The organism is Paraburkholderia sp. LEh10 (assembly GCF_017814945.1).
Lineage (GTDB): Bacteria > Pseudomonadota > Gammaproteobacteria > Burkholderiales > Burkholderiaceae > Paraburkholderia.
This window is the reverse complement of the sequence record NZ_JAGIPX010000053.1, coordinates 14447-26745: the sequence shown is the minus strand read 5'-3', so window position 1 is coordinate 26745 and position 12299 is coordinate 14447. Positions and strand designations below refer to the sequence as shown.

9 protein-coding genes and 2 pseudogenes are annotated in these 12299 nt (G+C 60.2%); 1 reads left to right on the top strand and 10 read right to left on the bottom strand.

Annotation, left to right across the window (positions count from 1 at the left end):
* Positions 1-50 precede the first annotated feature (50 nt).
* The 8 genes from J8I87_RS32375 to J8I87_RS32340 all read right to left on the bottom strand — a co-directional run bounded on the left by J8I87_RS32375 (position 51) and on the right by J8I87_RS32340 (position 9351).
* Positions 51-362: a non-heme iron oxygenase ferredoxin subunit gene (locus J8I87_RS32375; RefSeq protein ID WP_209936265.1), complete on the bottom strand. Its 312-nt coding sequence runs from the start codon at positions 360-362 to the stop codon at positions 51-53.
* A 321-nt stretch (positions 363-683) separates the two neighbouring features.
* Positions 684-2129 carry an aldehyde dehydrogenase family protein gene (locus J8I87_RS32370; protein ID WP_209936264.1) on the bottom strand — a complete coding sequence of 482 codons (1446 nt, stop codon included), beginning with the start codon at positions 2127-2129 and terminating at the stop codon, positions 684-686.
* A 164-nt stretch (positions 2130-2293) separates the two neighbouring features.
* Complete coding sequence (locus tag J8I87_RS32365; protein ID WP_209936262.1) at positions 2294-2749, bottom strand: carboxymuconolactone decarboxylase family protein; 456 nt, start codon at positions 2747-2749, stop codon at positions 2294-2296.
* A gap of 96 nt (positions 2750-2845) precedes the next feature.
* Positions 2846-3817 carry a quinone oxidoreductase gene (locus tag J8I87_RS32360; RefSeq protein ID WP_209936260.1) on the bottom strand — a complete coding sequence of 324 codons (972 nt, stop codon included), beginning with the start codon at positions 3815-3817 and terminating at the stop codon, positions 2846-2848.
* A 102-nt stretch (positions 3818-3919) separates the two neighbouring features.
* Positions 3920-5056, bottom strand: a complete 1137-nt coding sequence (locus tag J8I87_RS32355; protein WP_209936258.1) for a DUF3500 domain-containing protein — start codon at positions 5054-5056, stop codon at positions 3920-3922.
* A 190-nt stretch (positions 5057-5246) separates the two neighbouring features.
* Complete coding sequence (locus tag J8I87_RS32350) at positions 5247-6494, bottom strand: NAD(P)/FAD-dependent oxidoreductase (RefSeq protein ID WP_209936257.1); 1248 nt, start codon at positions 6492-6494, stop codon at positions 5247-5249.
* A gap of 283 nt (positions 6495-6777) precedes the next feature.
* Entirely contained in the window at positions 6778-7974 is a 1197-nt protein-coding gene (locus J8I87_RS32345) for a Rieske 2Fe-2S domain-containing protein (protein ID WP_209936255.1), read from the bottom strand.
* Between the two features lie 927 nt (positions 7975-8901).
* Positions 8902-9351: a bacteriohemerythrin gene (locus tag J8I87_RS32340; RefSeq protein ID WP_209936253.1), complete on the bottom strand. Its 450-nt coding sequence runs from the start codon at positions 9349-9351 to the stop codon at positions 8902-8904.
* 719 nt (positions 9352-10070) lie between these two features.
* Here J8I87_RS32340 and J8I87_RS32335 point away from each other — a divergent pair.
* Positions 10071-10985, top strand: a complete 915-nt coding sequence (locus J8I87_RS32335; protein ID WP_209936251.1) for a LysR family transcriptional regulator — start codon at positions 10071-10073, stop codon at positions 10983-10985.
* Positions 10986-11268: 283 nt separating this feature from the next.
* Here J8I87_RS32335 and J8I87_RS32330 read toward each other — a convergent pair.
* Both J8I87_RS32330 and aroE read right to left on the bottom strand, forming a co-directional pair.
* Positions 11269-11427: pseudogene (locus tag J8I87_RS32330) on the bottom strand (type II 3-dehydroquinate dehydratase); the annotation flags it as partial.
* Positions 11428-11446: 19 nt separating this feature from the next.
* Positions 11447-12024 (bottom strand): annotated as a pseudogene (gene aroE / locus J8I87_RS32325) (shikimate dehydrogenase); the annotation flags it as partial.
* Positions 12025-12299: the final 275 nt, after the last annotated feature.

Here is a 12299-nt window from a genome sequence, read left to right as displayed (position 1 = left end):
CGAGCGTATGTTGGATTCGGGGGGCGTTTCATGACTTTCGCATCCGTCACCTACGCTGCGGCGACAAGAATCCTGCCGTCCGCCAACGTGACCTCGTAGGTTTCGATGTCGCCGTCGGCCGGCGCCGTTAACGCCTTCCCTGTAATAACGTCGAATTGCGCGCCGTGGAGCGGACATTCGACGACGGAGCCATCAAGAAACCCATCCGAGAGATAGGCTAAGGCGTGCGAACAGATATCGTTGGTCGCGTACACCTTGCCGTCGACGTTAGACAGCAGAACCCGCCTTGATCCCACGAAAACGCACTTCATATCGCCCGGCTTCAATTCCGTGGCGCTACCAACATCCGTACATTTGGACATATTTCACCCTTGTTTCACTTGATTTCGCCTAATTTCTCCAGATTTGCAAAAACCTCTGGAGTTAGCACTGCTTAATAGCTTGGCGTACAATGACTGCAACATAACACTTTATTAGGCGGGAGAACTTCCCGCCATCCTGATAATCTTTCAGGCGATTTCGAAAAAATCTCGACCGTACTTAGGGTGCGCTCGGTCCACGGCATGACCCGCTACTCGACGGTAGCGCGACATGGCCGCTTACTCGCTGTCCCTCGCCCCCGTGGTTCATCATTGGATCGTCTTCATGCTGCTGATATAGACGCCGAATGTCGACGGCCGTGATCAAGCCATCGTGTAGGCCGTCTTGATCGTGGTGTAGTGCTCCTTGGCGTACGTACCTTGCTCACGAGAGCCATAGCTCGAACCCTTCCGGCCACCGAACGGCACGTGATAGTCGACGCCCGCTGTGGGCACATTGACCATCACCATGCCCACCTCGCTGTTGCGCTTGAAATGCGTCGCATATTTCAGCGAGGTGGTGCAGATGCCCGAGGAAAGGCCGAACTCTGTGTCGTTCGCCACTTCGAGCGCTTCTTCGTAATCCTTGACACGCACAATATTGGCGACCGGGCCGAAGACCTCCTCGCGCGAGATCCGCATCGCATTGGTCGTTTCGGTGAAGAGCGCCGGCTGCAGATAGAAACCCGGCGTTGCGCGCTTCAGGAGTTCGCCGCCGAACGCCAGCCTGGCGCCCTCGTCTTTGGCGATCTGAATGTACTTCAGGTTCTGCTCGAGTTGGCTCTGGTCGACCACCGGGCCGATATGCGTGCCTTGCTTCAGCGCGTCGTCGACGACGATGCTCTTCAGCCGCTCGATGCAGCCCGCGACGAAGCGATCGTGGATCCCGGCTTGGACGATCAGGCGCGAAGACGCGGTGCAGCGCTGACCGGTCGAGAAGAAGGAGCCGTTGATAGCCACTTCAACCGCCGTGGCCAAGTCCGCATCGTCGAGCACTACGAGCGGGTTCTTGCCACCCATCTCGAGTTGGATTTTTTTCATCGGACTCGCGGCGACGCAGGTAGCCGCGACCTTGCGTCCGGTCGCCATTGAGCCGGTGAAGGAAATCGCATGAACATCCTTGTGCTCGAGCAGCGCCTGGCCGACGACCGAACCGCGGCCCATGACGAGATTGAGCACGCCCTTCGGCAAGCCAGCGCGCTGGAGGATGTCGACCAGCGCCCAGGCCGAGCCCGGCACGAGGTCCGCCGGCTTGATGACGACGCAGTTGCCCCAGGCAAGCGCTGGCGCGATCTTCCATGCCGGAATCGCAATCGGGAAGTTCCAGGGCGTGATCATTCCGATGATTCCTACCGGCTCACGGGTGATCTCAACACCGACACCCGCGCGCACGGACGGCAACGCCTCACCGCCGGCACGCAGGCATTCGCCGGCGAAGAACGCGAAGATCTGTCCCGCACGCGTCACCTCACCGATGCCTTCGGCGAGCGTCTTGCCTTCCTCGCGCGCGAGCAGCCGGCCAAGTTCGTCTTTGCGAGTGAGGATCTCGTCGGCTGCCTTCTTCAGGATATCGAAGCGCGTCTGTGACGTTGTATGGCTCCAGGCCGGGAAGGCAGCCTTGGCCGCGGCCACGGCGTTGTTCACGTCCGCCATGGACCCTTGAGCGTACTCGCCGACGACGTCGTTCATATCGGACGGGTTGATGTTGCGAGAGGCATTCGTTACGGCAACGAATTCCCCGCCGATAATGTTGGAATAAAGCTCTTTCATGATTCCCTCAATCTTTTTGCTGCTGCGTTGGCAACGGGGCGTTAAAAACATGTTGTGGTGCTTCGTTGCCTTGCCCAAAGGTTTCTCAAGCATCGCGGTCGACGGGCTGGACGCCACAGACGACATCGCCCGAGACGGCATGCGCTCGACCGCGCACTTTTGTACTAAGCGTGGTGGCCGGTTCTGTCGTCGCTCTCGGACTCGATCAGCTGTGCGATGATCTCGGCGCCGCGATTTGCGGCCGGCATTCCGCCATAGATGTAAGCCAGGCTCACCACGGCTTGCATCTCTTCCCACGTCGCGCCGGCTCGACGCGCCGCGCGCGCATGCAGCGTAGCCGCGTCGAGCAGTTTGGCGAGCAGCATGCCAAACACTATGAGCTGCGCGGTCTTCGTATCGAAACACTCCGGATACATCGCCCGCTGGCGCGCCGCCTCTTGCAGTGCAAGAAGTTGGGGATCCAGGGCGCCCGTCACAGCCAATCGGGCGGCTATGCGCGGCGGGACGTAGCCGATAAGATCCATGTAGCTCCGCTCGCGTTCGGCAAGCGGCATTTCAGTATCGGCATACGCGCCAATTTCGCGTTTCACCGCGTCTTTATCAAAGTTGGCGTCGGCCATCGATAGCTCCTTCCGGTTCGTACCATGTGATCGTGATTCAGCAGCGTGTCTAACGCCAACGCGCACATCGCTGCGAGACGCTATCGACAATTCGCTTCAGGGTTGCAGCACCAACGATCCCGTCGTCTTGCGAGATTCCATGGCGCGATGCGACTCCGCTGCATCCTTGAGCGGGAAACGATGGCTGATGTGAACCTTCACCGCTCCCGACAACACGACCTCGAACACGTCCTTGGCACCCGCCTCGAGTGCGGCGCGGTTCGGCAGGTAGGCGTTCTGTGACGGACGGGTGAGGAACAGCGAACCCTTCCTGTCGAGCAGGCTGATGTCGAACGGCGGCACCGCGCCCGAGGACTGGCCATAGAGCACCATCAGGCCGCGAGGGCGCAGGCAGTCGAGCGAGCTCACGAAAGTGTCCTTGCCGATCGAGTCATACACGACCGGGACGCCCATTCCGCCCGTCACCTCCTTCACCACCTTGACCACGTCGTCCTTGCCGTGGATCAGCGGATAGTCACAGCCGTGAGCCTTCACGATCTGTGCCTTTTCCTCAGTCGACACTGTGCCGATGACCGTCGCGCCGAGATACCTGGCCCACTGGCAGAGCACCAACCCAACCCCACCCGCCGCCGCATGCACCACGACCGTATCGCCCTTCTCGATCCTGTAGGTCTGGCGGCACAGAAACTGCGCCGTCATGCCCTTTTGCATCATCGCGGCACCCAGATCATCGCTGACGCCTTCCGGAAGTTTGACCAGTCGATCTGCCGGCACGAGCCGGACTTCGGCATACGCGCCTTGCACACCGCTATACGCGACACGGTCGCCCAACGTCAGCGACGCAACATCAGGCCCGACTGCCTCGACGATGCCGACGGCTTCGCGACCGGGGATAAACGGCGGCGGCAGATCGTACAAGCCCGTGCGGTAGTAGATGTCGATGAAGTTGACGCCGACGGCCGTCTGGCGAAGGCGCACTTGCCCGGGACCAGGATCGCCGACAGAAATCTCATCCCAGACTAGCTTTTCAGGTCCGCCCGTCTCATGAATCCGGATGGCATACGGCATAGATCGTCTCCTTCAGTTGGCTAAGCATTGCAGATGGGCAGTGCCGACACGGGTAGCCCACGCAGTCACTTCGGCGCTTCGGCTGCACTCCGAGCCGCGAGTTCAAATCGTGCGGCGCGCTTGCGCCCCGTGGGTATGCGACTGCGAGTGACCGCCCTGCTCATCCGTGTGCCATTGACGGTAGTGCTGGCGCAGCAGATCCTTGCCGTAATCCTTGCCGTTCGGCGTGCGCACGAGCGTGTGGACGTGGTCGCGGGACGCCGTGTTGTTGTCGAACACGATGCCCGGCTGATGGTCGAACTCGACCAGAATCGCTGGGTTCAGGATGCGGTAATAGAACGGATTGATATCGTCGAACGGCCCGATCCACGCGAAACGCGTGTCAACGAGGTAGTGTTTGACATCGGCCCAGCGCAGTTCGGTATGGCGTGGGCGGATATGCCCGACGTAGGTCGCCAGCAGTGCCTCGAGACGCTCTCGACCGTCCTGCGGAAGGTCCGAGTAATGGATGCCGCTCGGCTCGAAATACCGGTTATCGTTGAACGGACCCGCGAACACTTCCCACGGCAGCTCAGTGCCGATCGTCGCCTGTTGCCGCGCCTCCACCGACAGTGCGCTCATAAGCGCATGGCCTTGCTCCTCTTCGGTGGCAAACACGCGCAAGCCGCTATATTTGCCAAACCGTGCCAGGACTGGCTCCGAACCCATGAAGATCGGCGTCATGACGAGTTGATCGCCGAGCACGCAGCAGTTGATATTAAGGTGGTGACCATCGATCTGCCAGCCCCAAGGCTCCTTTGACGACGGGTTCCCGAAGATGCTTACCCAGTAGTACCACTCGTCGTATTCCTCGTGCTTGCCCGTGATTTCGAGGGCGTGCTCGTTTAGTCGCATGACGTCGCGCGCGGTCTGATAGCCCACCCCGCTCATCGTCTCGCGCAACAGCGCCAGCGCGGCCTCGCGCTGGCCGTGTCGGAGATCGGCGAGGCAGACCCCGTGACGAGGGATCAACCAGGCGTGAATGTTGGACCATTCCCGCCACGCCTCGCCGTCGATAGGCAGGCAAGCGGCTTGCCGCTGCCTGGCGTCGAGGCTCGCGAGAAAGGTGTGCGCCGCCTCACGCAGCAAAGCGAGCGAGGCGCCGGCCGCAGTTAGTGCCGGGGGCTCCTGGCCGGTCGAGCTGGTGCAGATTATTCCGCTGAACGGTTCAGACAAGCCAGCTCGCGCCAGATCGAGCATCTTCTGCTGTCGCTGCGTCGGTTCGAATGGTCGGATCGCGGGCGCTGCCGGCCAGTCGCGCAACCCGAAATTCGCTGTTTCTCCTGCCATGTCCTTCTTCCTCTGGTTATCTGGCCGCCATCCGATGGCGTGCTGATCGTGGAAACATGTTCGTGCTGACGGAAGCGCTGAGTCCGCGCGACCGTCGTGCTTACGCTGCCTCGCGCCGCAAAACGCTGGTGGTATGCGCCCGCAAATCGAAACTGAGGTCGACCGCCTGTTCCGGCGACAGACGCGGGTCGACGGCCAGCATTCGACGCGCGACTACGTGGTCGGTTGGCCGGTTGATCGACTCGACACCGGTCAGGACGCCGCTCTGGAAGAAGAACACCGAAAAACTATGGCTCTCGGGATCGCCGCGCAACACCGCACGATCATGGCCAACGGCGTTGCCCGCGATCTGCAGTTTCAGATCGGCTTGCTCGGACCAGAACCACGGTACCTTGTCGTAGGGCACCGGCTTGCCGACGATCGCCGCAGCGACGGTGGTGCCTTGGTCAACGGCGTTCTGTACCGATTCGAGACGGCAGCGGCCGGCCGCGAAGCGGCTGGGAAAGTTGGCGCAATCGCCGATCGCGAAGATCGTCGGATCGGAGGCCGTCAGGTATCGGTCGACAACGATGCCGTTATCGACCGTCAGCCCTGCCGCCGCGGCGACCTCGGTATTGGGCAGAACGCCGATGCCGATCAATACAAGGTCAGCCGGGAGTGTGCGGCCATCGCTCACCTCAACCCCGCTGACGCGTCCGTCGCCGAGAATACGGGTAACGCAGGTGCCGAGCCGCACCTCGGAGCCCCAGTCGCAGTGCGCCTTCGTGACGTAGCGAGACGTCTCCCTGGAAACGACGCGCTCCATCGGGTGCTGCGTCATCTCGATGATGCGTACGCCAACCCCAGCCTTGCGCGCGACGGCCGCAAATTCGAGCCCAATAAAGCCAGCGCCGACGACAACGACTTCACGCGCGCCAGCGAGCCGCGGCTGCAAAGCGTCCGCGTCGGCGAGCGTACGCAGCGGCAAAACACCGTCAAGTTCGGCGCCCGGGACCCGCAGGGGGCGGAAGCGGGCACCCGTCGCCAACACCAGCTGGTCGTACGCAACCTTGCGGCCCGATGCAAATTCGACATGCCGAGCCTGCCGGTTGATCGCGGTCACAGTCTCGCCCAGCTCCAGTTCGATTCGTTGCTCGTGATAGAACGTCTCCGGCCGCAGCCAGAGCTTCTCGAGCCCGATCTCGCCAGCGAGATAGGATTTCGACAAGGGTGGGCGATCATAGGGAATATTGGGCTCGTCGCCGACAAGGACAATCCTGCCGTCGAACCCTACCTGGCGCAGCGAGGCTGCTGCCTGAAAACCGGCCTGGCCAGCGCCGACGATGACGACAGTCGAGTTCTTCGTCATACCCGGGTTTCCATCCAGTGCACGACGAGGCCGTCCGCTTCCGGCAACGCCATCCGTTGCCAAGCGAAGCGGTCGTTCTTATGGCGCTCGCAGACGGTGAATTTGTGCATCTCGTGTTTGCTCCATTTCCTGAACAGTCAGCATCGCCAACCGACAATATGGATGTCGTTGGCAGGCCTGTGGCTCCCGAGCCGTCGCCTTCGGCGACAGCTCGGGCGATGCGAGTGAGGGATAGCGGCCATACCATTGCGGCGTCGCGCGCCCGGAATGTGGCTTGGGCCGATCAGGCGAGGCGCCCCACCTTATCGCCGAAAGCGGCGGCTTCCGACGCGCTGAGTATCGCGTTCCACGTTCCCGTCGGAATGCCCCGCGCCGCGCTCTTGTCGCGCACGATATTCATCGGGTCGAGCCCTTGCTCCAACCGCTTCAGCTGCTCACGCAGCATCCGCCGTAACAGCACAACGCCGGTGTCCGACATACCAAGGTTTTCGAGCGCATGTACCGCCGTCGTGCGCTGCCCCTCCTGCGCCTCGCGGTCGTCAGGCTTGCGCTGACGCTCTTCATAGCTCCGCGACACTGCCGCCCCCGGACGAACCTCGCCGCTGATATCCGTGCCGGGACGCCAGCCTGCCTTCGGTTGGCCATTCTCCAACGGCCACGCGACGATGCTGATACCGCGAACATGCTCGTTGTCGATCGGCACAGCCCACGACAGTTCGGTCGCTCGCGTCTTGCGTCCACCGTCGTGGCTAACCGCCGGGACCAGATAAGCGTTCGGCACAATGCATTCGGCGTGACGAATGAAGTAGTCGCCGTTTTGCAACTCTCGCACCATGTTAAAGCGCACCCCGGTCGGCCGCTTTTCGAAATCAATTCTGGCCATGTCGCGCGCCAATATACTTTCCGTCATTCCCTCAAGCATGTTATGCCCCTGGTTGCCGCTGATCACCTGGTGCAACATGATCAAGTGCCACGGATCGACCACGTTCTCGTAATGCTGCAGCCAGTTGCAGTCCTTGACATAACCGATCCCTTGATCGTCCCAAAGGCGCATGCCGCGCAATTCCACGTCACCGACCACCTCAGAATCGATGATGTCGTAGATCGGGAATTCCGGTTGGGTCTCGGGAGGACCCATATACACAAACACCAGCCCGCCGAATTCAAGCGCCGGATAAGCCGGCTGCCACACATTCATCCGTTCCCGAAATTCATCGGTCTCACAAGGCATTTCGAGGCAGCGGCCGTCGGTGGCGTAGAGCCAGCCGTGAAAGCAGCAACGCAGCCCTCGCTCCTCGACACGGCCCCATTCCAGCGACGTGCCCCGGTGCGAGCAATGCGGCTTCAACGCGCCAACCTTGCCTGACCCGTCGCGAAATAGAACTATCTCTTCGCAAAGAAGCTTTTCCTTTCGCGGTAGATCCGTCAGTTCATCCGACGTACACACAGGTTGCCAGTAGCGCCGGAGCAACTCGCCCATCGGGCTACCTGCCTCGACGTTGGTCAGCTCCGTAGCAACTGGTGGGGTCTCATTTCCGTAGGCAGACCGCATCACGTATCTCCGAGTAGTAGTTGTGGCGTTGTCAGTGAGGTGAAGATACTCTCCAGGCGCGGCGCGAATAAACATGTCGCCAATGGAAAGACTCTCACGCTCTACTGGATAATCACATCCACCTCCTCCGTGCCACGCCGGGCGGGCCCTTGACGGTCTCTCGTCTCCCCCAAAACCACATGCTCGGGTTTGCCCTCCCGTCTTACAGGCCAGGTGGTACTGGCGGCAAGCCCTGTCGTGTTGATGAAAGCGCCCTCCCTGTCCACTTAGGATCTTGTCGGTCCGGAACACCTACCAGAAATTTGCTTCCCGTGCGCAAGCGTGACGACTACGTTCCCAAGATCCCATTCGTTGCATTCGATCGACCGTGATAGCGAGCGTAGCAACTGGAGAAGGTGGAACGGCTGTTTGCCGGAATTTATAATGTCCACGTCAAAGATGGACAACCGAGAATCGCGCCAGAGAAGATGCTGTGATCTATGCCGGGTAGGTATCGGAAAATTGATGAAGCAGGCCGGCGATCGCCTAGAAGAAGTGGCTACCGTCGGGCGAGCGCTGCGCGCGAATCCATGCGTGGGCCGAACCCAAGTAGCTGGTGCGCAAAGAGAGTGGCTCCGGAGATAGCGACGGCATCAATCCAGGCGACTCTGAAGGTTGCAGCGCCACGTTGCGCAAAACGCTCCGAAGCCGTGTCGTTGCATGCTCAACCACCCGCCGCTCCGAATGTTGGCGAGTGCAGACAAATCACCAGAGGGCCGCGTCTTGAGCAGGCAATTCCGCCACGCGGGCCTGCCGCGGATAGCGAAGTGCGCGTGGCCGCCAAAAATGCAACACTCGATTGATGCGGCGGCAACCTCAATCGTACGAGTCGATCCCCAGCGCCACGCCGACATGCGCTTCGCGCCGAAACACGAGCGGTTTTCCGCCGTGCAATCGCGTGACCATCCAGTGCGCCAACGCAGCGTCCATATAGTCTGCATGACCGGGGAACCACTTTGCCAATGCATTGGCGAACGAACGCGCTTGTGCATAATCACCACGCGCGACGCACAGCCTTACCTCGACGGCGGAGCGCAACACCGCTGCGTGCTCGTCAATGTGACAATCTCTCGGGGGAAACTCATGCCTTATCATGATTTCGTTTTCCTCACCAAAATGCACGCGGAGATGCTCGATCATTCGATCCAACATCACTGGAACTTCGGCATCGGGGCATCGCTGCAGATTGGCGATGCATCCAACAAACTCGCGATGGACCATGTCCATCGGTTCGTAGCCGAGCGTCATGCTGTCATTCCATTCCATGATCAATCCGATATCAACAGGTGGCCGACGTTGCAGTCATGATTGCCCGAGGTGACATTTTTCATTTAGGGTCTTTGATTTGCTACAGTGGGCTAGCAGCAATTTCCCCTTACACTGCATTGGCGCTCCGGGTGGCAGGTTCTGGCTTTTGATGAACTCCTTCTGTTTGGTGCGTGACGTTGAGGGACTAGCGCCCGCGTTTGCCGATGCAAAGTGACCTGATTGGACTGTATGCGTCGAGCGGTCTTGGGACCTCGCTCAAGCGCGAATGAACTGCCGCTGTCATTCAGCGCTTAAGAACCAGGACTTCGGCCGTGAGAAGGGTCGATGTGTCGGTCACGTCGATCGTTTCGCCGTTCATGATATGTGCTCGCGCGAGCGATCAAGCGTTCCTCAATGTCGTATGTGAACAGATCCGAATTCAAGTCGATTCAATTCCGCGGCACGATCAACGGCCGTATCTGTGGGTGTCTTTCACCCTTGTTCCACTTAATTTTGTTCGGCTCACTCAGACATAGAAGGGCGCTGGGGTTAGCACTACGTGCTCCTTCGTCTATATGACTGCAAGATAACCCCTTATCCAGGCGGGATAACCCCCCTCGATCTTGATAGACTTTTAGGTAGATCAAAAAAAATCGCGGCTCTGCTTGAGACGCTGAGCGCTCAGGCATTGCTGCAACTTCCAACTGTAACTGTACCTTGATAATGTGGTGGAATGCATGGATCGATTCGCCAGCCTCACAGCCTTTGTCCGGGTCGTCGAGAGCGGTGGCTTTACTGCGGCAGCGCGTCGACTTGACCTCTCGATAACAACGGTCAGCAACCACGTCCAGGCGCTCGAAGACAGCCTCGGCGTGCGTTTGTTGAATCGCACGACGCGCCGTGTCAGTCTAACGGAGATCGGTCGAGAATATTATGAGCGCTGTTCACAGATCTTGCTCGATTTGGCGGAAGCGGACGAGATCACCAGTGCCTTGCAGGTGACGCCGCGTGGACGGCTTCATCTGCGTTGCCATCATTCACTGGACCGATTCATCGCACCGGTGGCCACGCGCTTCATGAGCAAATATCCGGAAGTCGCGCTAGATTTCCAGACTGACGCCATGATTGATCCCGTGCGGGAAGGCTTCGATCTGTCAATCATGCCGGCATCGCCGCCTGACTCGACCCTGATCAGACGGCCCTTGGCGAAATGGCACCATCTCTTGTGCTGCGCGCCGACTTACCTAGAGGCGCATTCCACGCCCCGCAGTCCGGGCGACCTGCTTGATCATAATTGCCTCGTTTACGCCCACTCGATCTTTCGCAACGAGTTTCATTTTGTCGATCCAGGCGGAAATCCCATCAGCGTTCGCGTCTCAGGCAATCTGATTACGGCCAGCCTTACCGTCATGCGCGCGGCTGCCACCGCGGGACTCGGATTGTGGCTGTGCCCCCCGTTTCTCGTTTCCGATCTTCTTGCGTCGGGCGCGCTGGTGCCACTGTTGCCCGACTACCAAACGCAGGAACTGGAGATCGTAGCGCTTTACCCCCATAGGCGACAGCTAAGCACCAAGGTCCGATTGCTCCTCGACATGCTGGTCGAGCGGTTCAATGATGAGAAGCGATGGCTTGAGGCCATGCCTTATCGATGAGACCGGAGGTGCTGCTTACGCTCGACCCACTCGTGGCATACTTCGCAGGACATTTTCGGTGAATCGTCCGTTCACACCGAATCGGCCGCTACAATCGGCCGAAATCGCGCAAGGCGATCCCCTCTGTATCAGCAACTGCCGAGAAAACGACGACTGATTAGTCACACCGCTGCGTTGTCCTCACTTCGCCGCGCCCGCCGACAGAAAGTTGTCGATACAACCTGCGCGCCGTTCGCGAAGTCGCCGAACTGCGCTTCCCATTGGAATTCGAACCATCGGCCCCGCTGTTCGTCTGAAACGATTCCACCTGCACGCCAAGTTCGGCAGCCAGAGCCTGCAAGCGGTTGTCTATTTCGGACAGCGTGATCGTCCCGTACTGCACCGGGTCGCGCTTGCCGAACATGTTGTGATTGATGCCGTGAAGCATGAGGACTTTCTTCATTTGTCACTCCATCGCGAAGTCATTCGAGCGGCACCGTGAGCCGCTCGATCACCGCCCGCGTTGCAGGCCGAACGCCGCGCCACCAGTCGAAGGCTTCCGCCGCCTGTTCGACCAGCATGCCCACGCCATCCGCGATGGTGAACACACCCGCGTTGCGTGCAAGCCGCAGAAATGGCGTCAAACCTGCGCCGCGAGATCCCTGGCTTTCGCGACATCGCGATTGGCAATGACCAGGCTTTCTGGCCGTGCTGCCAGAAAAGGCAGCAGAGCGCCGCGCGCGGCGCCGCCCGCGCCGAGCAGCAGCACCCGCTTGCCGGCCATCCGCAGGCCGAGATTGACTTCGATGTCACGCACGAGCCCGATGCCGTCGAAGTTCTCGGCAATGATGCGGCCACGCTCGAACTTCATCGCGTTGACGGCTCCAGCAAGCTCCGCTCTCTCGCTGCGTTCGTCGGCCATGGCAAAGGCCTTTAGCTTGAAGGGCGCGGTGACGTTCATTCCCTTGCCACCCGCCGAGGCGAATGCGCGCACCGTATCTGCAAAAGCCTGCTCAGGTTCGAGCGGCCCTTCGATGGCCGTATAGGGGTGATCGTCCTTTTCGTGTGATTTCTGGCGGTTTCAGGGAGTCGAGCCGCCTGCAGCAAGGCATTGTCGCCCTCGGGATTTCGTGTAGCCCGCCCAATCGCAAGCCCTTGATCTTCCGGCTCTTTTCGGAGCTAACCGCCATTTTCCGCGCGAAAAGGACGATCACCCCAAAGTGCGGCACGGCCCCGGGGGCAGTGCGGTTCGGATACCCTGTCCAACACTAAACCAGCGCCGAGTCAGGTTACTGGACCGCGGTCGAAATTCGCTCCCCCGCGTCCCGGGCTAAC

Bases quoted from the DNA above. Each gene is read 5' to 3' on its own strand.
- J8I87_RS32375 (WP_209936265.1), bottom strand. From the start codon at position 362: ATGTCCAAATGTACGGATGTTGGTAGCGCCACGGAATTGAAGCCGGGC.
- J8I87_RS32370 (WP_209936264.1), bottom strand. From the start codon at position 2,129: ATGAAAGAGCTTTATTCCAACATTATCGGCGGGGAATTCGTTGCCGTA.
- J8I87_RS32365 (WP_209936262.1), bottom strand. From the start codon at position 2,749: ATGGCCGACGCCAACTTTGATAAAGACGCGGTGAAACGCGAAATTGGC.
- J8I87_RS32360 (WP_209936260.1), bottom strand. From the start codon at position 3,817: ATGCCGTATGCCATCCGGATTCATGAGACGGGCGGACCTGAAAAGCTA.
- J8I87_RS32355 (WP_209936258.1), bottom strand. From the start codon at position 5,056: ATGCTCGATCTGGCGCGAGCTGGCTTGTCTGAACCGTTCAGCGGAATA.
- J8I87_RS32350 (WP_209936257.1), bottom strand. From the start codon at position 6,494: ATGACGAAGAACTCGACTGTCGTCATCGTCGGCGCTGGCCAGGCCGGT.
- J8I87_RS32345 (WP_209936255.1), bottom strand. From the start codon at position 7,974: ATGGGCGAGTTGCTCCGGCGCTACTGGCAACCTGTGTGTACGTCGGAT.
- J8I87_RS32340 (WP_209936253.1), bottom strand. From the start codon at position 9,351: ATGGAATGGAATGACAGCATGACGCTCGGCTACGAACCGATGGACATG.
- J8I87_RS32335 (WP_209936251.1), top strand. From the start codon at position 10,071: ATGGATCGATTCGCCAGCCTCACAGCCTTTGTCCGGGTCGTCGAGAGC.